24 protein-coding genes and 5 pseudogenes are annotated in these 21,562 nt (G+C 67.6%); 12 read left to right on the top strand and 17 right to left on the bottom strand.

What is annotated here, in order from left to right; translation table 11 throughout:
• The first annotated feature begins 119 nt into the window (after window positions 1-119).
• Together ACZ5VD_RS42525 and ACZ5VD_RS42520 are read left to right on the top strand one after the other, a co-directional pair.
• Window positions 120-401: an RICIN domain-containing protein gene (locus ACZ5VD_RS42525; protein WP_468685836.1), complete on the top strand. Its 282-nt coding sequence runs from the start codon at window positions 120-122 to the stop codon at window positions 399-401.
• A gap of 175 nt (window positions 402-576) precedes the next feature.
• Window positions 577-2,427 carry a GDSL-type esterase/lipase family protein gene (locus tag ACZ5VD_RS42520; protein WP_468685835.1) on the top strand — a complete coding sequence of 617 codons (1,851 nt, stop codon included), beginning with the start codon at window positions 577-579 and terminating at the stop codon, window positions 2,425-2,427.
• 352 nt (window positions 2,428-2,779) lie between these two features.
• On the opposite strand, the gene ACZ5VD_RS42515 is transcribed toward ACZ5VD_RS42520, so the two are convergent.
• Window positions 2,780-3,553: a DUF6042 family protein gene (locus ACZ5VD_RS42515; protein ID WP_468555102.1), complete on the bottom strand. Its 774-nt coding sequence runs from the start codon at window positions 3,551-3,553 to the stop codon at window positions 2,780-2,782.
• A gap of 229 nt (window positions 3,554-3,782) precedes the next feature.
• Between ACZ5VD_RS42515 and ACZ5VD_RS42510 the strand changes: the two genes are divergently transcribed.
• Window positions 3,783-4,361 (top strand): GNAT family N-acetyltransferase, encoded by a 579-nt coding sequence (locus ACZ5VD_RS42510; RefSeq protein ID WP_468685833.1) that lies wholly within the window; start codon window positions 3,783-3,785, stop codon window positions 4,359-4,361.
• A 20-nt stretch (window positions 4,362-4,381) separates the two neighbouring features.
• On the opposite strand, the pseudogene istB reads toward ACZ5VD_RS42510, so the two are convergent.
• The 3 genes and pseudogenes from istB to ACZ5VD_RS42495 form a co-directional block, all read right to left on the bottom strand.
• Window positions 4,382-5,150, bottom strand: a pseudogene (istB, locus tag ACZ5VD_RS42505) (IS21-like element helper ATPase IstB).
• On the bottom strand, window positions 5,147-6,289 hold the full coding sequence (locus ACZ5VD_RS42500) for a Mu transposase domain-containing protein (RefSeq protein ID WP_468685832.1): 1,143 nt from the start codon (window positions 6,287-6,289) through the stop codon (window positions 5,147-5,149). The pseudogene istB and the gene ACZ5VD_RS42500 overlap by 4 nt, the downstream one beginning before the upstream one ends.
• Before the next feature lie 110 nt (window positions 6,290-6,399).
• On the bottom strand, window positions 6,400-7,335 hold the full coding sequence (locus ACZ5VD_RS42495) for an AraC family transcriptional regulator (protein ID WP_468685830.1): 936 nt from the start codon (window positions 7,333-7,335) through the stop codon (window positions 6,400-6,402).
• 89 nt (window positions 7,336-7,424) lie between these two features.
• On the opposite strand from ACZ5VD_RS42495, the gene ACZ5VD_RS42490 reads away from it, so the two are divergent.
• The 3 genes from ACZ5VD_RS42490 to ACZ5VD_RS42480 all read left to right on the top strand — a co-directional run bounded on the left by ACZ5VD_RS42490 (window position 7,425) and on the right by ACZ5VD_RS42480 (window position 9,464).
• Window positions 7,425-8,354, top strand: a complete 930-nt coding sequence (locus ACZ5VD_RS42490) for an NADP-dependent oxidoreductase (protein ID WP_468685828.1) — start codon at window positions 7,425-7,427, stop codon at window positions 8,352-8,354.
• Window positions 8,355-8,523: 169 nt separating this feature from the next.
• Window positions 8,524-9,030, top strand: a complete 507-nt coding sequence (locus ACZ5VD_RS42485) for a hypothetical protein (protein ID WP_468685826.1) — start codon at window positions 8,524-8,526, stop codon at window positions 9,028-9,030.
• Window positions 9,031-9,089: 59 nt separating this feature from the next.
• Window positions 9,090-9,464 (top strand): hypothetical protein, encoded by a 375-nt coding sequence (locus tag ACZ5VD_RS42480; RefSeq protein WP_468685825.1) that lies wholly within the window; start codon window positions 9,090-9,092, stop codon window positions 9,462-9,464.
• Window positions 9,465-9,468: 4 nt separating this feature from the next.
• Here ACZ5VD_RS42480 and ACZ5VD_RS42475 read toward each other — a convergent pair whose 3' ends face one another.
• Together ACZ5VD_RS42475 and ACZ5VD_RS42470 are read right to left on the bottom strand one after the other, a co-directional pair.
• Window positions 9,469-10,191, bottom strand: a complete 723-nt coding sequence (locus ACZ5VD_RS42475; RefSeq protein ID WP_468685823.1) for a tyrosine-type recombinase/integrase — start codon at window positions 10,189-10,191, stop codon at window positions 9,469-9,471.
• On the bottom strand, window positions 10,179-10,931 hold the full coding sequence (locus tag ACZ5VD_RS42470) for a hypothetical protein (protein WP_468685822.1): 753 nt from the start codon (window positions 10,929-10,931) through the stop codon (window positions 10,179-10,181). The genes ACZ5VD_RS42475 and ACZ5VD_RS42470 overlap by 13 nt, the downstream gene beginning before the upstream one ends.
• Window positions 10,932-10,963: 32 nt before the next feature.
• Between ACZ5VD_RS42470 and ACZ5VD_RS42465 the strand changes: the two genes are divergently transcribed.
• The gene (locus tag ACZ5VD_RS42465; RefSeq protein WP_468685820.1) at window positions 10,964-11,488 is read left to right on the top strand and encodes a DUF6879 family protein; all 525 of its coding nucleotides are present in this window, start codon (window positions 10,964-10,966) and stop codon (window positions 11,486-11,488) included.
• A 143-nt stretch (window positions 11,489-11,631) separates the two neighbouring features.
• Here the strand turns inward: ACZ5VD_RS42465 and ACZ5VD_RS42460 are convergent, their stop codons facing one another.
• Window positions 11,632-12,186 carry a winged helix-turn-helix transcriptional regulator gene (locus ACZ5VD_RS42460; protein WP_468685818.1) on the bottom strand — a complete coding sequence of 185 codons (555 nt, stop codon included), beginning with the start codon at window positions 12,184-12,186 and terminating at the stop codon, window positions 11,632-11,634.
• A 93-nt stretch (window positions 12,187-12,279) separates the two neighbouring features.
• Between ACZ5VD_RS42460 and ACZ5VD_RS42455 the strand changes: the two genes are divergently transcribed.
• On the top strand, window positions 12,280-13,047 hold the full coding sequence (locus tag ACZ5VD_RS42455; RefSeq protein ID WP_468685817.1) for a class I SAM-dependent methyltransferase: 768 nt from the start codon (window positions 12,280-12,282) through the stop codon (window positions 13,045-13,047).
• Window positions 13,048-13,274: 227 nt separating this feature from the next.
• On the opposite strand, the gene ACZ5VD_RS42450 is transcribed toward ACZ5VD_RS42455, so the two are convergent.
• Window positions 13,275-13,601, bottom strand: coding sequence for a hypothetical protein (locus ACZ5VD_RS42450; protein ID WP_468685816.1), 327 nt, complete (start codon window positions 13,599-13,601; stop codon window positions 13,275-13,277).
• A gap of 236 nt (window positions 13,602-13,837) precedes the next feature.
• Here ACZ5VD_RS42450 and ACZ5VD_RS42445 point away from each other — a divergent pair, with 236 nt between their 5' ends.
• From ACZ5VD_RS42445 to ACZ5VD_RS42435, 3 genes are all read left to right on the top strand, one after another.
• Window positions 13,838-14,332 (top strand): hypothetical protein, encoded by a 495-nt coding sequence (locus tag ACZ5VD_RS42445; RefSeq protein WP_468685814.1) that lies wholly within the window; start codon window positions 13,838-13,840, stop codon window positions 14,330-14,332.
• Window positions 14,333-14,452: 120 nt separating this feature from the next.
• Entirely contained in the window at window positions 14,453-15,220 is a 768-nt protein-coding gene (locus ACZ5VD_RS42440; protein WP_468685812.1) for a transposase, read from the top strand.
• 149 nt (window positions 15,221-15,369) lie between these two features.
• Window positions 15,370-15,855: a hypothetical protein gene (locus tag ACZ5VD_RS42435; RefSeq protein WP_468685810.1), complete on the top strand. Its 486-nt coding sequence runs from the start codon at window positions 15,370-15,372 to the stop codon at window positions 15,853-15,855.
• Here the strand turns inward: ACZ5VD_RS42435 and ACZ5VD_RS42430 are convergent.
• The 7 genes and pseudogenes from ACZ5VD_RS42430 to ACZ5VD_RS42400 all read right to left on the bottom strand — a co-directional run.
• Window positions 15,848-16,085 (bottom strand): annotated as a pseudogene (locus ACZ5VD_RS42430) (IS110 family transposase); the annotation flags it as partial. The gene ACZ5VD_RS42435 and the pseudogene ACZ5VD_RS42430 overlap by 8 nt on opposite strands.
• A 452-nt stretch (window positions 16,086-16,537) precedes the next feature.
• A pseudogene (locus ACZ5VD_RS42425) lies at window positions 16,538-16,882 on the bottom strand (helix-turn-helix domain-containing protein); the annotation flags it as partial.
• A 222-nt stretch (window positions 16,883-17,104) separates the two neighbouring features.
• Window positions 17,105-17,599, bottom strand: a pseudogene (locus ACZ5VD_RS42420) (RNA polymerase sigma factor); the annotation flags it as partial.
• Complete coding sequence (locus ACZ5VD_RS42415; protein ID WP_468685809.1) at window positions 17,592-17,771, bottom strand: hypothetical protein; 180 nt, start codon at window positions 17,769-17,771, stop codon at window positions 17,592-17,594. The pseudogene ACZ5VD_RS42420 and the gene ACZ5VD_RS42415, both read right to left, overlap by 8 nt.
• Window positions 17,772-18,044: 273 nt before the next feature.
• Window positions 18,045-18,595 (bottom strand): annotated as a pseudogene (locus tag ACZ5VD_RS42410) (IS5 family transposase); the annotation flags it as partial.
• Window positions 18,596-18,655: 60 nt separating this feature from the next.
• Window positions 18,656-18,955: a hypothetical protein gene (locus tag ACZ5VD_RS42405; protein WP_468685808.1), complete on the bottom strand. Its 300-nt coding sequence runs from the start codon at window positions 18,953-18,955 to the stop codon at window positions 18,656-18,658.
• 128 nt (window positions 18,956-19,083) lie between these two features.
• Window positions 19,084-19,848: an SDR family NAD(P)-dependent oxidoreductase gene (locus ACZ5VD_RS42400; protein WP_468685807.1), complete on the bottom strand. Its 765-nt coding sequence runs from the start codon at window positions 19,846-19,848 to the stop codon at window positions 19,084-19,086.
• Window positions 19,849-19,900: 52 nt separating this feature from the next.
• On the opposite strand from ACZ5VD_RS42400, the gene ACZ5VD_RS42395 reads away from it, so the two are divergent.
• Window positions 19,901-20,533, top strand: a complete 633-nt coding sequence (locus ACZ5VD_RS42395; RefSeq protein WP_468685806.1) for a TetR/AcrR family transcriptional regulator — start codon at window positions 19,901-19,903, stop codon at window positions 20,531-20,533.
• Window positions 20,534-20,767: 234 nt separating this feature from the next.
• Here ACZ5VD_RS42395 and ACZ5VD_RS42390 read toward each other — a convergent pair whose 3' ends face one another.
• Complete coding sequence (locus ACZ5VD_RS42390) at window positions 20,768-21,229, bottom strand: hypothetical protein (RefSeq protein WP_468685805.1); 462 nt, start codon at window positions 21,227-21,229, stop codon at window positions 20,768-20,770.
• Window positions 21,230-21,319: 90 nt separating this feature from the next.
• Window positions 21,320-21,499 (bottom strand): hypothetical protein, encoded by a 180-nt coding sequence (locus ACZ5VD_RS42385; protein WP_468685868.1) that lies wholly within the window; start codon window positions 21,497-21,499, stop codon window positions 21,320-21,322.
• Between the last annotated feature and the right edge of the window lie 63 nt (window positions 21,500-21,562).

Below are 21,562 nucleotides of genomic sequence, written 5' to 3'. Positions count from 1 at the left end.
GAAGGGCGCCGTTGGAGTCCATGCTGATGGACGTGTCGAGCGGGTCCACGGCGACCGGCGCCAAGATCACCCAGTGGCCGTCCGCCGGCGGTACCAACCAGCAGTGAACCCTCACCCGGGTGGCGGACAACACCTTCACCCTCAGAAGCGTCAGGAGCGGCCTGTGCCTGGACATCCCCGACAAGTCGACCACCGTCGGCGTCCAGTTGCACCAGTGGACCTGCAACGGCCAGACGCGCCAGCAGGGGGCTCTCGACCTGACCGGCAGCTACTACATGCTGGTGGGCATCGGCAGCGGCCTGCACATCGGCGTCGCGGGCTCGACCACCCAGGGAGCGGCGGTGGACCAAGAGTTCGGCGGCAGCGCGAGCGTCAACCGCGAGACCTGGACTCTCTCCTGACCGCATGCCCCGGCGACCCCGCCACCGAGCGGGCCGCCGGGGCACGTCCCCTACGGGGGATCACCTCACGGGCTGGTGCGGACCTGGAACGTTGTCCGCTCGCCTGCCAATGACTCCCCACACATCCCAACTCCCCCATTCCGTATAGCCCTCAGCAGACAAAGGAGTTTGCGTAGTGGACTGGACCACTCCAGGGATCGCAGGTGCCCACCGGCACATCCACCAGCACCTGTACGGCGCCTGGCCGCTGCACGAGATCAACCCCGAGGACGAGTCCTGCCTCGTCAGCCCGGCGCTCAAGGCACTCGACAAGCGCGGCGACCTCGGTGACAGTCGCCTCCTCTCCACGCGGAAGAGCCGCACGTCCCCACCCAGCGAAGAAGGGCCGCACATGCACACCTCCCGAAGACTCGCCGCCAGACTCACGGCCACGGCATCCGCCACCTGTCTGGCCGCTGTCGGACTCGCCCTGGTCCCGGCGGCAGACGCCTCGGCCGCGGGCGCGCCGCAGGGCGGCCACGTCTACGCGCTGACAGCGGCGCACAGCGGCAAGAACGCCGCCGTGCTGTCGGACTCCCTGGCCAACGGCGCGGCGGTCGTGCAGAAGACGGTCTCCGGCGGCCCCGGCCAGCTGTGGGAGGCGGTCGACCACGGCGACGGCACCTTCTCGCTGGTCAACATCAACAGCGGCAAGTGCATGGACATCCAGAACGGCTCCATGAACACGTGGGCCGCGATCGTCCAGGGGACCTGCACCGGCGCCAACAGCCAGCGCTGGACCTTCAGCGGCTCGGCGATCGTCTCCGCCCGCAGCGGCCTGTGCCTGGACGTCTCCGGCGGCTCCACCGCGGAGGACCGCGCGCTCATCCAGTGGACCTGTAAGAACACGGCCAACCAGAAGTGGAGCCTGACCGAGCGCCTGCGCTCCGCCGCCTGGGGCCCGAGCATGGTCAGCGGCGGCCAGACCTTCACCTCGCAGACCATCCGGATGGTCGTCCACAACAACACCTCCGGCGCGGGGCTGCGCATCCGGCTGTCCAACCTGCGCAGCACGACCGCACTCTCGGTCGGTGCCGTCACGGTGGCCGTCCAGTCCAGCGGCGCCACCGCGGTCGCGGGCACCACGCACACCGTCACCTTCGGCCGGTCGGCCACGCCCACCATCCCCGCGGGGCAGGAAATGACCAGCGACGTCATCCCGATGCCGGTCGTCGCGGAGCAGAACCTGCTGGTGAGCGTCCATCTCCCGGGCACCACCGGCGCCTCGACCTACCACTACGACGCCCACCAGACCTCCTACCTGTCCGCCGCGGGCACCGGCAACCACGCGGCCGAGGAGGCCGCGACGAACTTCACCACCACCACGGCCCGCTGGTTCTACGTCGCCGGACTCGACGTCGTGTCACCCACGGCCAAGGGAACCGTCGTGGCCATCGGCGACTCCATCACCGACGCCTCCAGCACCGCCTCCAACGCCAACCAGCGCTGGCCCGACTACCTCGCCCGGCGGCTGCAGGCCGAGTCCGGCGGCCAGCGCCTCGGCGTGGTCAACGCGGGCATCGGCGGCAACCGCGTGGTCACCGACAGCCCGTCCGCGCCGCAGGGCATCGCGGCCGTGAACCGGTTCTCCCACGACGTCCTGACCCAGCCGGGCGTGAAGAACGCCATCGTGCTGGAGGGCATCAACGACATCGGCAACACCAGCGTCACCGCCGACCAGATCATCGCCGGCTACCAGACCATGATCGACCAGGCGCACCAGGCCGGTGTCCGGATCCTCGGTGGGACGATCCTACCGACCTCCGTGCTGTCCACCGACAAGGCCGCCATCCGAGCCCAGGTCAACCAGTGGATCCGCACCAGCGGCGCGTTCGACGCGGTGATCGACTTCGACGCGGCGCTCCGAGACCCGGCCAACCCGGCGCGATTGCTCCCCGCCTACGACGGCGGCGACCATGTGCACCCCAACAGCGCGGGCATGCAGGCCATGGCCAACACGGTGGACCTCGCGCTGCTCACCTCCTGAGCGGTGCCCACCTCCTAGACGGCCGCTCTCCGCAGCGTCGGTTCTGCGGGGCGAGCTCAGGCGAACCCGTCCCGCTGAGCGGCAGCACATACACGTCTGCGGCCTTCGTACCGGCTCCATGTGTTTCCAGACCTGGAACACAGGATCAGGGCGAAGGCCGCCGTGCACTGCGGGGACCAGGCAGACACAGCTGGCTTCACCGATGAGTCGTGGCCCCACCCAAGTTGTCGCCCGGGGCCTCGTGCTGTCTCGCCACGACGGGCGAGATGAACGGCTGAGTTCGACCCACTGAGTCAGGCCCTGCGTGCCAGGCGTGTGTCCTGCGTTCCCACCGTGCCTGGCACGCTCTCGGTCATGCGTCGTCGGCCCCGACGCTCAGGTGCATCCGGGTTTCGTGGAAGTGGTCCCAGTCCATGACCAGGCGGAAGCGCTGGTGCGCCTCCAGCCTTGCCGGGTCGGCCTGCTCCTGCCCGCGCTGCACCCGGGCGTCACCGGCCTCCACGAACTCCACGACGGCGAGGCGGACATCGTCGGCATCGCGGCCGGTGGCGACCGCCAGACGGTCGAAGGAGGTGAGGATCTCCTGCGGCTCGCCCAGATCGTCGATCAGGTGATTGATGAGCCCATCGACGAGCGGGCCGGTGCGCATCGTCCAGCGAATCCGGTCGAGCCGCTTGGTGAGTTCGGCGTCCAGAGGCAGCAGGTCACCGGGCAGCGGCAGCACGGTGGGCATCGACCAACGAGTACCGTTCGGCGTCTCCTCGCGGCTCGCCAGACCCCAGGTCAGGTAGAGCTCGGACAGGTCCCGCACGGTCGCGGGCACCGGGAAGCCGGCAGCCGTGAGCATGGCGCCGAACTTCTCCCAGCGGTTCGCCTCACACGCTTCGCGTCCCTCCGGCGCCTCCTCGTAGTCCCACTCCTCGTCAGGCCACGAGAACGTGAGAGCACCGTCAAGATTGCCGCCGATCATGTCCCAGTGGCCGTCGAAGATCTCCTGCAAGAGGCCGTCCAGGGAGCCCGTGAAGCCGGGCTGGCTCGCGGTGCCGATCAGCATCGTCAGTGGGAAGCCCTGACGGGGCAGGACGTGGTCCCAGCCCGAAGCCCACCAGTCGTTGTGCATCGCCATGTTGACTTCGTTCACTTCTAGTGACGGCGTTTGTTGACGAGTTTGGACAGCGGATGGGTGGTTATCGAGCCCGTGTTGTTCACGAGTTTTGACGGCATGGACGGTGTCGTGTGTCGGTGGCCAGAGTGTCCGTGCGTTGTCTGACGCAACTGAGGCGTGGACGGCGAAACCGGGCCAGGGAGCTTTCTGGCTCTGGAGTTCGGCTCCCTGGCAGGGCAAGATCGGGCACATGTCCAGCCAACGTGAGATCGTTCTGCCGCCAAGCATTCGGTTATCAGGAGACGGGATACTGCTGAGAGAGTGGGCCGAGTCCGACCTGTCCGCGTTGGTCGAGCTCTATGACGATCCCGAGATCGACCGATGGACTCCGGTGCCCTCTCCGTTTGACTCCAGGGCGGCGCGTGAGTACCTGATCAAGGCTCGCGAAGGCCGCGAGGAAGGGCGCAAGAAGGCGCAATTGGTGATCACTATCGATGGTGAGCAGCCGCGCGGTGAGGTCCTCCTCTTTCGCAGCGAGCTCGACGCGCGGGACGTCGAGCTCGCTTATGGCATCGGCAGCCAACATCGGCGGCAGGGCCTGGCCTCACGAGCTGTCAGGTTGATGGCTGACTACGCCTGTCGCCAGCTGGTCGCAAGGCGAGTGCTGCTGCGCATTGAAACGGCGAACTCTCCGAGCGTGGCTGTCGCTCGCGCAACTGGCTTCCAGCTCACCGACGACGACCCCATCACGCGCGAGGCCAAGGGCCGCCAGGTGACATTGCTTACCTGGTGTTATCAGAACAGCGGAGTAGATTCCCTTTCGGCTTGAGCGGCTGGGTTGCCTCGCCTTCAGCCCGCCTCGGCATGTTCGGCTCGGGCTCGGGTGCTGGCGAGGCGGTAGGAGTCGGTGCCGGTTTCGATGATGGTGCCGTTGAAGGTGAGGCGGTCGACGATGGCCGCGCAGAGACGGGGGTCGGTGAACGTCTTCGTCCAGCCGCCGAACGACTCGTTGGAGGCGATGGCGACGCTGTTCTTCTCCTCGCGCTCGGTCAGGACCTGGAACAGCAACTCGGCGCCGTGACGGTCCAGTTCCATGTATCCGAGTTCGTCGATGCACAAAAGATCGACTCGGCCGTAGCGGGCGATGGTCTTGTTCAGCTGCTTCTCGTCGGCGGCCTCGACGAGCTCGTTCACCAGCTTCGTGGCGAGCGTGTAGCGGACGCGGTAGCCCTTCATGGCTGCCTCGGTGCCCAGGGCGATGAGCATGTGGGACTTGCCTGTTCCGGAGTCGCCGATCAGGCAGAGGGGCTGGCTCTTCTTGATCCATTCGCAGCTGGCCAACGTGTGGATCGTGGCGGCGTCGATGTTCGGGTTGGCGTCGAAGTGGAAAGCCGGCTGCCTTGATGCGCCGTTCTGAACGGCGGCGTGCCCGGTCGTCGCACTCGGTCATCAGCAGTTCGGCGAGGAAGCCGCGGTAGGTCATCTGGTCCTTGACCGCTCTGTCGGCGATCTCGTTGAACTCGTTGCGGATCGAGGGCAGCCGCAGCAGGCGGCAGGCAGTGTCGATCGCGGCGTCGGCGGCCTGCTCGGTCAAGCCTCGCTGGCGGGGCAGGGTCACTGGGCTTCTCCCTCACGGTGGTCACTGCCGCTGGTGCGGCGGCGTCGGAGCAGTTGGTCATAGGGGGTCACCGACGGCAGCGGCCTGGTGTCCGGCGGGAGGTGCGCGAGCCGCCACTCGTGCAGCGACGTGACAGTGGCCGGCGTCTGCCCAGGAACCGCCGGGATGGAGGCACCAAGGGTTGGCTCGTCCTCTACCTGGGCGGCCTTGCGGGCCTCCAGGGCGACCGCGTCGGCGGTCAGGGCACCGGCTCGCAGTGCGGTGGCCAGGCCCGCGACCACGTGCTCGTGGGCGAGGTGCCGGTTCAGCAGCAGGACCTCGATCAACGCCCGGGTGCCGTCCCGCTCGCCGTGAACCTTGCGGGCCTGGGCCCACCAGGCGTCGTGGACCGGGGTGAACTTGCCCGCGGACCGGGCCTGTTCCAGAGCCGTGGCACCAGGGAAGGCGCCGGGCTTGCGGATGAGGGCTTCGAGGTAGTGGTCCAGGTCCAGGCGGCAGCTACCCTTCGCGATCAGCCTCTCGTGGCGCGCCACCTCAACGTTCCTGTCATAAACCACCAGGTGAGAGGCGTGCAGGACGACTCGCACCCGCTTGCCGATCAAGCGGGTCGGGACCGAGTAGCGGTTGGTGCGGACGGCGATCTGGCTGTAGCGGTCGACCCGTGGCGTGAACAGCCGGCCCGTCTCGAACGGCTCTTCCGGCAGCGGCATCAACATCGGCTGCTCGACGGCGAAGTACTCGTCGACGGTCCGCGGCCGTGAACCGATCCTGCGGTGCCCGTCGTGCAGGTCCCACTGGTCGACCATCTCGTTCAACTCAGCGAGGGAGTCGACTTCCGGGACTGGTGTGAAGTGGTTGCGGCGGAAGTAGCCGATCATCCCTTCGGCCCCGCCCTTCTCATGGGCGCCTTCGAGGCCAGGGCGGCAGTAGAAGCTTTCGATGTTGAAGTGCGAGCGGAAGGCGATCCACCGGTCGGTCTCCACCCGGGCCCGGTTCAGCCCCAGCACCTGGGCCACGGCCGACTTCAGGTTGTCGTAACGGATCTTGCTTCGAGGGACACCGCCCAGCGTGCGAAGCGCGTGCACATGCCCTTCGAAGAAGGCTTCCTGGCCGCAGGAAGCGAAGACCCTTCTCTGCACTTCGGTATTCGCGGTGTGCTTCGGATTCTCTGATGGGGTGTGACTGTCGGCGTACACCTGCATGTCCCCAGTCACGTACAACTGAACGTGCCCGGGTTGCCGTACCGGATTCAGTTCTTCCGTCGGTACGTTCCGGGTGCCGTTCCGTGCGTTCGTTTGAACGCGTTGGCGAAGGCGAACTCGGATGTGTAGCCCACTTGGGTGGCGATGGATCTCAAGGGTGCGTCCGATGTCCGCAGCAGGTGCGCCGCCGTGGTCATCCGCCACCAGGTCAGGTAGCTGAGGGGCGGTTGACCGATCAGCAGGGCGAAGCGCCTGGCGAACGGAGCCCGGGAGAGCCCGGCTTCTGCCGCGAGTTTCGCCACGGTCCACGGCGAAGCCGGGTCTCGGTGGATGGCGTGGAGGGCGGCGGTGACCGGGCGGTCGTTGAGTGCGGCAGCCCATCCGGTGGTGTTGCCCAGGGAGGACTGTCCGTTGAACCAGATGCGCAGGATGTAGAGCAACAGCACGTCCAGCAGCGCGGGGACGGCTGCGTCAGTGCCCAGACGTGCGTTCTCCACCTCTGCGGCCAGTAGCTCGACGGCCGAGTTCAGTTCCGGATGGCGGTCTCGTTGTGCCGGGAGGTGGATCAGATCCGGGAGGGTCAGCAACAGCGGGTGAGTGCGGGACAGGTCGAGTTGGTAGGCCCCGCAGAGCACTACGGTGACCGGGCCGTCCTCTCCGCTCCGGTCGACACTGTCGGAGACGTAGGTGCCGGACAGTTGGTGGTCGGCGGGGCCGCAGACAGGGGCCGTCACCGGGGTTTTGGGGCTGTCCGCCAGGGTGTGGCCGCGGCCGTGGGGAAGGAACACCACGTCGCCCGCGCCCAGTTGGACGGGCTCCGTCTCCGGCGGCAGCAGCCAGCAGGAACCCTGCAGGACCACCTGGAAGCCCGCCGACCCTGGGACGGAGGCGAACTCCTGTCTCCACGGGGCATGCCACCGCACGTGCGCCGAGCGGGGGCGGCCAGTGCGCGTCACCGCGACCACGTCGCTGAGTACATCCATACGGTGAGCGTACGCGTGCGAGACGTTCACGCATGAACCGGGCGCTCTGGCGCATGGATCGTCTCTGCGTGCGGTCGTAGATTCGCGGCATGACGATGATGAAGACCGCGCGTATCCATGAATTCGGCGATGCGTCCGTGATCCGCTACGACACCGTTCCGCGCCCTCGACCCGCCTTCGGAGAAGTACTCGTCCGTGTCGCCGGGACCTCGTTCAATCCCACCGAGGCCGCGTTGCGCGCCGGGATGCTGCAGGCGTTCCTTCCTGTGGACCTGCCGTACACGCTCGGCTGGGACGTCGCCGGCACCGTGGCCGAGATCGGCGCGGGGGCGCAGGGGTTCGCCGTCGGCGACCGGGTCATTGGGTGGCTCGACAGCGGAGGTGCCGCGGAATACGTACGGGCGCCCGTCGCCGTGCTGGTCGCGGTGCCGGACGCTGTCCCTCTCGCGAACGCTGCGGCTCTTCCCTTGGCCGGCCTGACGGCATGGCAGGCGGTCTTCGAGCATGGGAAAGTGGCCGCTGGTCAGCGGGTGCTGGTCAACGGCGCGGGCGGTGGCATCGGCGGCTTCGTGACGCAGCTTGCGAAGTATGCCGGAGCCGAGGTGATCGCCACGGCCGGTGCTCGAAGCGCCGAGGTGGTCCGGAGGCAGGGCGCGGACCGGGTGATCGACTACACCGCAGGGCCGGTGGGCGCGTCGCTCGACGGCCCGGTGGACACTCTGCTCAATCTGGTCCCGTTGAGCCCGCCGGACGCCGCGGCTCTGGCGCCTCTGGTCCGGCCGGGCGGGCGTATTGTCTCGATCGCGACCCCGGTCAAGTCGCCTGCCGATGCCGGGGTCACTGCGATGCACATCGTCGCCCGAAACGATGTAGCGCATCTGGCCGCGCTGGTGGAACTCGTCGAGGCGGGTGCGGTCGCCATCGACGTCAGCGAGTCACGCCCGCTGACCGACCTCGCAGACGTCCACCGCCTCAGTGAGGCCGACCGGACCCGCGGCAAGGTCATCATCATCCCTTGAGACTGGGCGGCCGAACGTGCTCTTCAGCTCCCGCGCACCCCTTTGGTAGGCACGTTCCCGTGTATTGGTTGAGCATGTTGGCGGGTACGCCGACAGTGACCGCCGTGAGCTTCGACGGCTCCGACGAAATCGAGCTGCGGCCCACCCGGTGAGAGGGCACCATGACTTGGTGCCTGACCTGCTGTGGGATGACGTCAAGAACTTCTTCGACCCCGATTTGATGGGTTCGCTGCCGGACGTGAGTATCGATGGCACCTCCGTCGATAACTGGCAGGCGGTGCTCGACTTGGTGCGCTCGCGGGGTTGGGCGTGCGAGTACTCCGAAGACGGTGCCGTGGTGCGGCTTCCGCGGGCCGAGGTGATGTTGGCTCGGGGCGGTGAGACCAGTGTGATGTTGAGGATCTGGCCAGTACCGGGAGTAATGGCAATCTTTCGCCCCTGTGCGGCCGACTCGATCGACTTCGACGTTGACCTTCGGGAGCTCCAGGGCCAGGTGCAACTGAACGTGTTGTGCGGCTTCCTGCGGGCGATCGGACGTTCCTTGGACAAATCTGTAGTGCTCGCGCCGGAGACTGACCCCGGGCACCCGGTGCTCGGCTTCGATGTCGAGGCTGACCGTGTGGTGTTGCTGGCTGCCCCGCACTTCACCGGGTGGCACCGGTCCCCGTCGTGCTGAACTCGGCGTCGTCCGCAGGCCGGGAGTCGGCGGGGTGGGGAACTGCATAGGCTGCAGCGGTGATCGTCCGATGCGTCAAAATCATCCAGCCCGGGACCTCGACGGTAGTGAGCGGGCATCCAGGTGTGCGGATCGGCGAGGAGTACCCGGTCCTCGAAGTGTCCGGCGCCCGGCCCAGCGTCCTGTTCCGCCTTCCTGACCGCAGTGCGAGGCGGGACGAGATCGACTCCCCTGGGCTGTGGGACGCGGCCATGTTCGAGATCGTGTCCGATCGGATGCCGACCTGTTGGGTCACCGCACTGAACGACGGCAGGCTGACCCTGGCGCCCCAGGAGTGGCAGCGACCCGGTTTCTGGGAGGGCTTCTTCGATCACCTGCCGGACGCGGTCGCCGAATATGACCGGCTCAAGGCTGAGATCATCGCGGAGGCGTGAGGACCTAACCAAGGGCAGCGACCCCGTCCTCACCTCGGCCGACTTGGGCTCGCAGACGTTCGGCCTGCTGCTTCTTGTCGGCGATGTGCCGCAGGCTCTCCTCCAGGCCGGCGACCTCGCCGAGCCATTGCATCCGCTGGGCCTCTCCCAGGCGCTGGCGGGTGTTGGTCTCGATCTCCAGCAGCCGGGGCTCCTGGGCCAGGTCCAGCCGGAGCATGGGGCACCTGACACAGGCGTTTTCATGCTGGCAAGGGGTCCCATAGGGCCGGTCGCAGGTGCCGAGTGCGACCTTGCGCAGGCTGAAGTGGTCACGGAAGTCCTGCCACTCGGTGTCGCTGGGCTCGCGGTACTCCTCGCTGGGACGGTGCGTTCGGCGCTGGTCGACGAACTGCCTGTAGTGGCGGATCACTTCCTCGGGATAGACAGCGACGTAAGCCTGAGTGGTGTTCAGATCGAGATGGCCAAGGAGCTTCGCGGCAATGTGGATCGGCAGGCCGCCGTTGACCGTCTCTGTCGAGAAGATTCTGCGGAAGTCGTGCGGCGTGAACCTCAGCGGTGTCCTGTCGACGTCGACGATGCCGGCCTGCAGCGCATGCTCGGTGAGGAACTCGCGGATCCGGTTGGGGGAGATGACCTGCAGCCGGTGCTGGGAAGGACATTGGAACAGGTGCGGCATCGGTGGGCCGAAGACCCGCTCGTAGCCGTCGTACCGGGTCAGCAGCGGCACTCGCTCGCCGGTGCCCTTGATACGGCAATGATCCGGGCGAGCACCGCGACCAGGTCCGGGTCGGCGGGGATGACGCGCTCACGGTCGGTCTTGGACGGGCTGATCTGCAGCAGCGGCACCGTCTCCCCAGTCGGCGCCTGGTACTGACGCAGACTCAGGCCGGTGAGCTCCAGCAGTTCCTCGATCCTGGCCCCGGTGCGTCGCAGAACCTCGATGCTCGCCCAGGTCCAGAACGCGTTGTTCTCCTCGCATTCGGCATCGAACCGCGGCCCCGGTTCACCGACGGGGGCTAGGAACAGCGCGGTGGGACGCCAATGGCTGCCGTCCCTGCCGGTGCGTCGATACTGCGAGCCCTCAACGGTGAACTCCTCACCAGGCTTCGCGGAGCGGGCTGCCTGCAGCAGCAGCGTGGCACGTTGCAGCCGGGCCTCGGCAGCGCGGACGAGCTGCGGCAGGACGGGGACCAGGGTGCGGGTGCGCTGCTGCATCCGCGCCTGCCGGTGCCGGGTCTCCTTGATGTAGCCGCGGATGTCGGCCTCGCTGATCGGGCAGGGTGCCCAGCGGGCAGGGTCCTCCATCGACCACTGCGAGAGGTCCAGGTAGAAGGAGCGGACGGCCAGGAACACAGCGTGGGCGGTGCGGCGCGGTCGCCCGTCGGGCAGGACCCGGACGCGTTGCTTCCATGCCTGGGCGACCTCGTCAGGCAGGTTGAGCGAGGAGACCGTGGTCGAAGTCCCCAAGGCCGCGATCACCGCCCTGGTGGAGGAACCGCGTGGAGTTGATCTCCAGCGCCCAGCGCAACCGGCTCTTTGGGACCTTCACGAGGGACGCCTTCCATCTGGAGCTGAGGGACGACTACTCCGTTGCGGATGAGGACGGGCCCTACGAGAGCTGGCTGCGGCAAGAACCGGTCGACTACGCGTACATGCAGCCGTGGACACAGCTCATCCAGCACGTCACCGGGCAGGGCAAGAGGGTCCGTAGCGTGCGGGTGGTCACCCAACCGCACTCGCCCTACATCCAGTGGGAACACGCCGCCACCGCCCACAACGAGGACGCCGGCGAGCAGATCCGGTGGCTGCCCCGCCACTTCCTGCCCGACGAGTTGGTCTTCCCGGTCGCCGGCCATGACTGGTGGCTGTTCGATGGCCACCTGCTGGCCGTGGGGCACTTCGACAGCGACGGCCGTGTGCTCGGCTCCGAGCTCGTCGAAACTGTTGGCGTGGTCGCTGAATGTGTCCGGGTGCGGGACCTGCTGTGGAACCTGGCCACCCCGCACCGCGAGTACCAGCCCTGAACCATCCGTACGTCGTCCAACAGGCGAGGCCAGCGCCGGGTCGTGGAGGGTTTTGGCGGGCGAGCGCCCAGATTCGTCAGAACCCGGTGGCGGGTCTCCGGCGCCAGCGCATCATCCGCCTCCAGCAGCCGCCGACAACGAGATCATGAAGGAGCTGATCGGACGGCGTCCGGAGCCGCGACCGGCTCTGGAACCCCCTCTCCCCGCGCAGCGATCAGCGGTCCCAGCAACTGCGTGCCCGGCCCCACCCGCCCGCCGGGGCCAGGCAGTTGCGTCGTGCCGGCTACCGTGAGTGGCTCCCGGCAAGCGTCGCAGGCCACCACCGGCGTGGCCAGGTGTCCGCAGGCGTCGTGGCGGATTTTGGCGGGCGGCCCGGCGGGCCCTGCGTGCCATTTGTCGCCCCAGGCCATCAGCGCCAGCAGGACGGGGTAGAACTCCCGGCCCTTCTCCGTGGCCACGTATTCCTCGCGCGGCGGGCTGGTCTGGTACCGCTCGCGCGTCAGTACGCCCTCCTCGACCAGGCGGGCCAGCCGCGCGGCGAGGGTTTTGCGGGACAGGCCGAGGTCCTGCGCCAGCTCGTCGAAGCGGCGGATGCCGACGAGGACGTCGCGCATGATCAGGGCCGTCCAGGCGTCGCCGAACAGGTCGGTCGCGCGGGCGATCGAGCACGCGACGCCGGCGAGGGGGGTACGTGTCACGCTCCCATCGTATGACCGGCGGGTTTCCTCAGGGAACTCGCCGATGTTAGGTTCCCTCAGGGAACTTGACCCGGAGCGTCGAGGGAGCCTGCCATGCCCACCACCCCACACATTGAACTCGACTCGGCCGGGCCCGCGGCCGTCGACGGCCGCCACATCCGGGCTCTGACCTTTCAGTCCGTACGGCTGGAGTACCTGCGCCAGGTGCTGTCGGAACCGAGCCTCGCGGCGGCCGGCAGCCGGGCGCTCGTCGTCGGCAGCGGGCGCGGCCTTCTGGCCCGCGGCCTGGCCCGGCTCGGTTTCGAGGTCGTCGCCGCCGACGCGTCCCCTGCCGCGACGGCGCTCGCGCTGGACGCGGACGACGGCCTGGGCATCACCTACCTGACGACGCCCCCGGAGGAACTCGACTGGCCGAACGGCTCCTTCGACCTGGTGTACTGCGCCGACACCCTCGAGATCACCGAACGGCTGGACGCGGTCCTCGCACAGGCGGCGCGCGTACTGCGTCCCGACGGGGCCTTCGTCTACGACACGGTGAACCGCACCCCCTTGTCCCGCCTCATCTACCTCGGCGCCTTCCAAGCCTTCCCGGGCACACGGATCATGCCCCACGGCCGCTACGCCGCACACCGGCTGCGCCGCCCGGCACAGCTCGCCCAGGCCCTCGACCGGGCAGGGCTGTCCACAAAGGACGTCTCGGCGTTCAAGCCCCGCAACGCACGCAGCCTGATGCGCGCGACCCGCGGGCGCCGGCGCGGCACGCTCACCGACGAGCAACTGCCGGAACTGGTCGACATGATCCTCGACCCGGACGGCAACCCGGTGGTGACGTATCTGGGGCACGCGATCCACCGGGCATGAGCCACACCCTTTGGACGTGGAATGCGGCCGCCGGGTGACGAACGCACTCGCGCCAGTACTCAAAGGGGACGGAGTGCTGGCACATCTGTGCCGGCACGAGTCCTTGGGGCACAGGACCAGGTTCGGGGCCGGCGTGCGGCGTCCGGCAGCGTCCGCCGGCCACTCATCGCAGGCAGCGGCGCCACGATGGTCGTGGCGCCGCTGGTGCAAAACGGGTTCGCGGTGGGTCAGACTGCGCAGATGACGTGGAGCGTGCCGGAGCCTCCGGCACCGCTCGATGTCTTCAGGTCGCCCTTCCAGCCGATGGGCGTGCGGGCGGAGTTCTGCACCGGCTCGGTGCGGCCCACGTGCGTGGTGGCGGGATTGTCCGCTCCCACGCCGCCGCCCGTGGCCACCCAGCCGTCAGGGCAGTAGAGCGTCGCCTGGTTCGAGAAGTACATCGTCTTGACGAACGAGGAGGAGGCCGCTGCGTCGGCCTGGGCCGAGGTGACCACGACCAGGGCGAAGAGGGCGGAGACAGCGGCCGCCAGGGCGTAGGCGGGATGCCATCTCAAGGTGACCCAACAGTGGGGGGACGAGAGGAAAGCCCTACCGTATTGCGCCGATAACTTCCCCCAGCTAAGGGCTGTCCCACAAATAATCTGTGTCGTGCGAACCGACCAGATTGACCGTGGGCCGTGTGAGCCCATGTCCGACCTGGCCACATCAGTTGCGACCGGCCACTGATGTGGCCCGAACTCGGGCCCGACCCGTGCTGGGTCTGTCCGTGCCGTGTGCTTGGATGCCCGGCATGGACGACTCGGCATGCATGTGGATCACTGCGGTTCCTCCATTCGGGCCGGACGACGTCGGGGTGCTCCTCAGCGTCGACTTCACGTCCCAGGACCCCGGTGAGCGCATGGTTAACATGCTGGGGAACAGGGGGCACGAGGGTGAGGAGGGCGTGTTTTACCTGCTGCCGCACGACATGTCGGCCCGCTATACGCGCAAGGGCGACCGGCTCGCGGTTAGCGTCACAGCCTCCCGGCAGGTACTCGCCGACGATCTGGCCGATCGCCAGGACGCCTGGCGCGAGCACCTAGCCGGTCTCTCCCCAGATGCTGCGGATAGCGACCGGGTAACCCTGCTGCGCCGCGAGATCGTGACCGACTTCGTCCCCTCCGAACGAAACGGCACCAAGCAGGCGGTGCTCCTCATCGACCACGAGGGCCCGGCTTCCCTCCAAGAGTTGTTCTCCAGCCTTGGCAAGGGCGAGGCCGGCATCTTGGTCCTCTGCGCCTACTGACCGGCGCCCCGGTCCTGCCAGACGATCCCGGGAATCTCTGACAGCCTGCTGGAACGCGTCCGCAGTAGCCTCAACAGAGGCTTCCTGTTATCTACTGGTCACGGGTGAGATGATCTTGACGTGGCTGGTGTGATCACGGCGTCGGAGCCGTTCTGGATAGCCCCGTTCACCGGGCTGAGTCCTCGCCTGTTCGGCAAGCTGGTGACCGTACTGCGGCGCGAGGGTGCGGATGCGGTCCGCAGGGGCCGGCCGTGGAGCCTCCCCCTGGAGCACCGGGCTCTGCTGGTCACAGCGTACTGGCGCACCAACTTGACGATGCGCCAGCTCGCCCCGCTCTTCGGGGTGTCCAAATCGGCAGCGGACCGCATCATCGACCACCTCGGACCGATGCTCGCGCTCCAACCCCGCAAGCGGTTCTCCAAGGACACCGTGCTCATCGTGGACGGCACCCTGGTCCCGACCCGGGACCACACGGTGGCGGAGCAGTCCAAGAACTACCGGTACTCGACCAACCACCAGGTCGTCATCGATGCCGACACCCGCCTAGTCGTCGTGGTGGGCCAGCCCCTGCCCGGCAACCGCAACGACTGCAAGGCGTGGGAGGAATCCGGCGCCAAAGCCGCCGTCGGCAGAACACTCACGATAGCCGACGGCGGCTATCCCGGCACCGGGCTCGTCATGCCCCACCGCCGACGCAAAGGCGAAGACCTTCCGGACTGGAAGGAAGCACACAACAAGTCCCACAAGCAGGTCCGCGCCCGCGTCGAGCACGTCTTCGCACGCATGAAGACCTGGAAGATCCTCCGCGACTGCCGCCTCAAAGGCGACGGAGTCCACCAGGCCATGCTCGGCATCGCCCGCCTGCACAACCTCGTTCTCACCGGATAGACGAGCGTCCCTCACAACAACGTCCAACCACGCCCGAGGCAGCTCGTAGAGCATTTGCGGGACAGCCCTTGGGTACTTCGACGTGTACGCCGACAGCCGACGAAGGAAGCGGGGGTGCGTTGGGTCGGCGGCCCGGGCAGCATGGCGGGGTGAGCGACCTGCTGTGGGATGACGTGAAGTGCTTCTTCGACCTGGACTTGATGGGGTCGTTGCCGGACGCGCGTGTCCCGAATGCCTCGGTGGAGGACTGGCAGGCGGTCCTCGACCTTGTCGCGGAGAAGGGCTGGAAGTGCCAGTACTCCGAGGAGGAGACGGTGCTTCCGGTGCCCCGGGCGGAGGTCGTGCTGTCCCGTGCGGCGGATGACGAGTGCCCGGACCTGCGGGTCTGGCCGACCGCCGATGTGTTGGCGATCTTCAGTTTCCACGCCGCCGACGAAGTCGACTTCGACGTCGACCTGCGGGAGTTGCAGGGCCAGGACCGACTTGATGTGCTCTGCGGCTTCCTTCGGGAGATCGGGCGGCGGTTGGGCAAGCCGGTGCTCATGGACCCGGAGGGTGAGTACGGTCAGCCGGTGCTCGGCTTCGACGTCGAGGCTGATCGAGTCGTTCTCCTTGCAGACCCGCAGGTCAGGTGACTGGGGCTGACAGCCGCAGTTCGCAGAAGGTGCTGTCGCGGAGCATGGCGAAGAGGACGTCAGCTCGGCGTCTGGCGAGGCAGAGCAGGGCCTGGGTGTGGTGCTTGCCCTAGGCGATCTTCTTGTCGTAGTAGGCCCGGGCGGCCGGGTCACCGAACGCCGCGAAACGCCGACAGGAAGAAGGCCCGCTTGATCGGTGGGCGGAGGCCCCTGACCACCCGCCCCGAACGCCCGAGGGACCAGCAGGCAGTCACAAAGTGGGCACCGGTGGCTCAGGGGGCGTTGGGCGCGGCAGGCATGACAGTCCGTGCGGACAAACGGTTCGGTGTCGGGCGCGGGGGCGGTGGGGTCATCACACCACCCCCTTCTTGCTTGCGGTACGTACTGTGTACGCGAACTTCGGCATGGCGATGAGCTGCGTGGTCACCCACGCCCAGCGCTGCCGGCGCGTCAGCATGTCGACCAGGTATACCTGCTGCTCCTCCAGCCACTCGTCCCGCTTCTCTCCGGGGAGGAGGAGCGAGGCAAGCCCAAGCATCCGTCCGCCGGAAGGGCGGTAAGGGGCGGCCCGGATCAGGCCCGAGTGCGGCTCGTCCCGGCGGTCGGCCCGCCAATCGTCGCCGGGGCCGTCAACCCGCGAACCGATGAGGCCGTCGGCGGATCCGCCGGGGATCTTGCTGGGTGCGACGCGCTTCTGGGAGATCTGGATGGTCTTCGTCATGTCGTGGCGCACCTCCGAGCGGCTCCAGCCACGCTCGGCAAGCTCCCACATCGTCGTCAGATGAACGGGATGGGTGCCGGTGACCTGGGCCAGGGCGACGGTCGCACCCTTGGGCGCGAACAGCCGACCGTTGAGATAACGCTCCCAGGACGTCTTGCTGTAACCCGTGCGGTCGGCCACCGCGGCGATACTCAGACCGCTGCGGTCCACGAGCCGCCGCAGCTGGCTGACGAACTCTCTGACCTGCGGATCGAGAACATCGGGCAAGGCCCTCCAACGCGGCCGTCGAGCATCACCTACCCGAATGATCCGGTGCTTCCCGAGGGCTATGGCAAGCAGTGCGCTGGCCAGGGCAACGACCACGAGCCCCAAGATCAACAGAGTGTCGACGCTTTCAGCACCAGGAATCGGAGGGTCCTCCGGCCTTCGGCCACCGTGGGCGGCGATGGCCCGCATCACAGCACCCGTGCCACTCAGGACAAAGGCGACCAGTGCGACCGAAGCCGCCGCGAGACTTACCTTCAGGACGGTCACGGCGCGCGCGACGTGGGTGGCGACAGTGCCAGGACTCCTGCCCATGTCCTCGGCAGTCTCCGCCTGAGACTGCCGCAGGGCCTTTGTCGCCCACACCGCGACACGCTGCTGCTGAGGCAGTTCGTGAAGTGCCTCATAAATCATCATGCGGTGCGCCACCATGTCGCTGAAGTCCGCGGCCGGGGCTTCCTCGACCGATCGCATCTCCAGCACGCTGGCCTCGTGCTTGGCTGCGTCACGGAAGCGGTTCGCGGCGTGGACGATTTCGCGACGCAGTACCTGGTACATATACGGCCGGGGCTGCTCGATCAGGCCCTTGGTCGCCAGCACGTTGGCGAATGCGGTCTGTACTAGGTCCTCCGGGTCCACGCGGGACACCGGGATGCACCAGGCGTTCAGCTGGTTGCGGGCGAACCCGATCATTTGCCCCCGGGATTCCTCGTACAAGGACTGCAACGTCCTGGAGCGGAGCGCCTGCTGGTCATCCATGACGCCTCCGCCTCGTGTTCAAGGCCTTGGATGCCTTGGGTTCGCCGCGCTTGGCGCGGATGACTTCCGCCTCGCCCGCGGCCCTGATTCGGTAGGCCACGGTGTTCAGTAGCTTCTTGCAGCCGGGAGCGAGGATCACGATCAACAGCAGAACGACGCTGGCGACCTCCACCGATACCTCCTTCTAGTCTGCGGCCTCCAGCGCCTCGCGGTCGAAGCAGTTGGCCGTACATGACTGGAGAGGGGCAACCGGCTGATTCTCTTGACAGGGGTAGCGAGAATTTGGAAGCCAGGCAGTACCCGTTACCGGGCTACTCCCCCTTTACTCACAGTCGCACTGCCGGTCCGAACAGACCGTCACCGCCAAGAAGGAAGGCGGTGCCAGAAGCGTCCGACGCGGCCGCAGGATCCCGCACCCCGGACGGGTGAAAGCCCGCAGACACCAGAGCGCCACGTCCGGCCTGGTGCGGGGCCGTCCTGGCCGTCGAGGAACGCGAAGCCGGGCCATGACGTGTGCGAAGGCGGGTGCGTCGCCAGCCTGACCGGCGGTGAGAATGAAGGCCAGTGGCCGGCAGTGGGCATCGCAGGCAAGGTGGATCTTCGTGGTCAGTCCGCCGCGGGACCATCCGATGGCGTCGTCTGCCGGTTCGCCTGCTGGGGCCCCTCTTATTTGCGGGCCCCGGCCGCATGCCGGTGTGCGCGCACGATGGCGGAGTCCACAGAGACAGCCCAGTTGAGGTCTTCGTCGGCGTCGGCCTGCGCGACCAGCGCGGTGAACACCCGCTCCCAGGTGCCGTCGATGGCCCACATCCGCAGCCGGTTGTAGGCCCCTCGCCCGTTGCCGTACCTCTCGGGGAGGTGGATCCACTGCGATCCTGTCGGGAACTTCCGGGCGATCGCATCGATCACCTCACGGTGATCCCGCCATCGGCCACCTCTCTTCGGCGCCCGATCGGGAAGTAACGGCTTGATTCGCGCCCACTGCGCGTCGGTCAACGACGCACATCAACCAACGAATCAGATGATCCGCCGGCAATGGTCCGGTGCCGTTGCGTGTCAGGCCAACTCGAAGCCACTGCGGATGACACCGTACTCCGCAGGCGTCTCCCAGCAGGTGTAATGGCGGCCGGGGAGATCTGCGAGGCCGATCCCCAGCGCCTCCGCCAGTCCGGCGGCACCGGTCTTGCGGGTTCGAGAGGGGGCATCGGCAGCTTGATAGTGGGCACACGCGCCGCGCACTTCGATCACCACGTACTCCACACGCCTGCCCGCCGATTCCTCGTGGTGCTGCTCATGCCGGGCATTCACCACCTGCCCGCAGAGCCCGCAGCGCAACCCGTCCCCCGAGGTATCCACGCCAGGCATCGTAGGGCCCTGTCGAGCACGTGCGGCCACCAGCCATCCTCCAGAGCACCTGGGCACTGGCTCGCCAGGCGCCCCCGCTCTCATCACCGATCCGAAAGAAACGCCCTCACCCTCATTGGTCAGACGCGTGGGCCGAGGAACAGGCCACCACTCGCGTCGATGATCTGACCAGTGACCCAGCGGGCGGCGTCGGAGGCGAGGAAGGCGACCACATCGGCTACGTCGTCGGGCCCGCCCAGCCGGCCGAGTGCCGTCATACCGGATATCTGTTCGGTGAGGCCCGGCGTGTCGAAGACGGCTCCGTTGGTCGCCGTCCTGGTGGCCCCAGGAGCGACCGCGTTCACCGTGATCCTTCGGGAGCCGAGCTGGACGGCGATGGTTTTGGTCATCGTCTCGATCGCGCCCTTCGTCATGGCGAAGGATGTCTGGGCCGAGTTGGCCATCCGGGTCGCCACCGACGACACCGAGACGATCCGGGCGCCCTCGCTCAGCAGAGGCAGCGCCCGCTCGATGATGAAGTACGGCGCTCGCACGTTCACCGCGAACAAGTGGTCGAACTCTGCCCGGGTCGTCACGCCGAGCGGGCCGGCCGGTGCGGCCGCCGCGTTGTTGACCAGGATGTCCAGCGGCCGGCCGGCCAAGCCGGCCTCCACGCCGGCGAAAAGTGTCTCGACGTCACCGTCCACGCCCAGTTCGGCCCGGACAAAGAAGGCGGTCCCACCGGCGCGTTCCATCGCATCGACCGTCGCAGCCGCCCCGCTCTCATCCGTGCCGAAGTGCACGATGACCGTGGCCCCTTCGGCCGCGAGCCGAGCGGCGATCGCCTGCCCGATGCCCCGCGACGCGCCCGTCACCAAAGCCGTTCTGCCCGTCAGATCACCCATGCCTTCACCCCATCTAAATGTTAGTCACTAACGTGATGGTAGTGTCTAACACATGAGTGAGCGGCAACCAACCCTGCGGGAACGACGGCGATCCCAGACACGGCGCCTGGTCCAGGCGCACGCGGTGCGGCTGTTCACCGACCACGGCTACGACGCGGTGACGGTGGCCGACGTCGCCGAGGCCGCCGGCGTCTCGGCCATGACCGTCTACCGGCACTTCCCCACCAAGGAGGACCTCGTCCTCATCGACCAGCCCGCCCAACTCATCGCCGAACAGGTCGCCGCGTCGCCCGCGACGCAACCCCTGGTGCGCCGCGTCGGCGGCGCGCTCATCGACGCGGCCACAGCCTTGACCAGCGGCAACGAGGACGAACCAGGGGCAAACCAACGGTTCCTGCTGGACTGCCTCCACCTCATGGTCTCCACGCCTGCGCTGCGGGCCCGGCACCTGGACAGCCAGTACGCGCTGCAACAGGCCATCGTCGACGCCCTCGGGGACGACGCAACCGATCCCGAGGCCGTATTCCGCGCCCAGGCGGCGACCAGCGCATGCATGGCCGCGATGCACACGGCGCTGACACGCTGGACCCAAGACGACGGACACACCAAACTGCCCGACCTGATCACACAGGCACTCGCCGCGTCCTTCGGTGAAGACGCCATCACCCCCTACCGCAAAAACTGAGACCGCCCACGCCCGCCCCTGGGGCAGATCCCGAATCGGCCGGCGCCCTTGCTGACGGGGGGCTGCAGCCACCGAGCGATACAGACCCCGCGCTGCCTCCTGCCTCGAGCATCGGCCATCGAACACGGCGCGGATTCGGTGCCTCCCGAAGTGCCGAACAATCGCTGTCGACACTCGGTTCCGGCACAGACCTTGAGGAGCGGTCGCGGAGGGTGACGGTGTCGTTCGATTCGCTCAGAGCACGATCGGCCGGTACCTCAGAGCCTCGTCGACAATCTGCTCCGCAGACGGGTCCTGGAGGATGTCCGAGGGATGGAAGACCAGGTCACTCACCCGGGGATGCGACACGTTCGCCTCCAGGAGCCGCAGGTAGTAGCCGCTCTCCGCAGAGGCAGTCAGGAGTCTGCGAACGATCTCAACGAGCTCATCCCGGGTGATGTCCGCAACCACAGGGCGAGCCGGCCGGGCCGCCTCCCTCGCGAACTCCTCCAGGCTCCTGCTTCCGTCGAACTCAGCGAAGTCGAGAGCCACGTAGGCGTGACCGGTCATCGCGTTGAACGCCTCGATAGCCTCGCCCGCCACCTCTGAGCGGGCGACCAGCAGCTCAGCGATCTGCTCAGCCTCCGCGCACAGCTCGTCCAGCCGCTGCTGGCTCACGGGCGGGGGCAACAGCTCCGCTCTCAGGTCCACAGCCACATTATCTCCGTCGGTGCCGACACGCCCTGGCCAAGCTCTCTGGGTGCGGTCAGTCCTCGGTCTTGGCGCGGGATTCGGAGGCTTGGAGAGCTACCGGAGCAGGATCATCTTGCGGAGCAGTTCGAATCCCGTCCGTCCGTAGAGCTGCCTCTTGATCTTCTTGATGCGGTTCACGGCACCTTCGGTGCCGCCGGAGCTCCAGGGCAGAGCGAGGCCGGCCGTCACGGCGTCGAAGTCGGTGTTCAGACACCCCATGTCGTTTGAGGTCAAGCGGCAGGGGCGTGGGCGTGGTGTGACCAGGCGGTCGCTTCGTCGTAGTGGGTGCGGGTTTTG

Source organism: Streptomyces sp. NPDC032822 (assembly GCF_055578825.1).
Note: the sequence above shows the minus strand (reverse complement) of the source record. Positions and strands in the feature narration are given on the sequence as shown.

What these genes read in the sequence shown, in the direction of transcription:
- ACZ5VD_RS42510 (WP_468685833.1), top strand. Translation starts at nt 3,783, where the DNA reads ATGTCCAGCCAACGTGAGATCGTTCTGCCGCCAAGCATTCGGTTATCA.
- ACZ5VD_RS42490 (WP_468685828.1), top strand. Translation starts at nt 7,425, where the DNA reads ATGACGATGATGAAGACCGCGCGTATCCATGAATTCGGCGATGCGTCC.
- ACZ5VD_RS42495 (WP_468685830.1), bottom strand. Translation starts at nt 7,335, where the DNA reads ATGGATGTACTCAGCGACGTGGTCGCGGTGACGCGCACTGGCCGCCCC.
- ACZ5VD_RS42455 (WP_468685817.1), top strand. Translation starts at nt 12,280, where the DNA reads ATGCCCACCACCCCACACATTGAACTCGACTCGGCCGGGCCCGCGGCC.
- ACZ5VD_RS42400 (WP_468685807.1), bottom strand. Translation starts at nt 19,848, where the DNA reads ATGGGTGATCTGACGGGCAGAACGGCTTTGGTGACGGGCGCGTCGCGG.
- ACZ5VD_RS42445 (WP_468685814.1), top strand. Translation starts at nt 13,838, where the DNA reads ATGGACGACTCGGCATGCATGTGGATCACTGCGGTTCCTCCATTCGGG.
- ACZ5VD_RS42515 (WP_468555102.1), bottom strand. Translation starts at nt 3,553, where the DNA reads ATGGCGATGCACAACGACTGGTGGGCTTCGGGCTGGGACCACGTCCTG.
- ACZ5VD_RS42395 (WP_468685806.1), top strand. Translation starts at nt 19,901, where the DNA reads ATGAGTGAGCGGCAACCAACCCTGCGGGAACGACGGCGATCCCAGACA.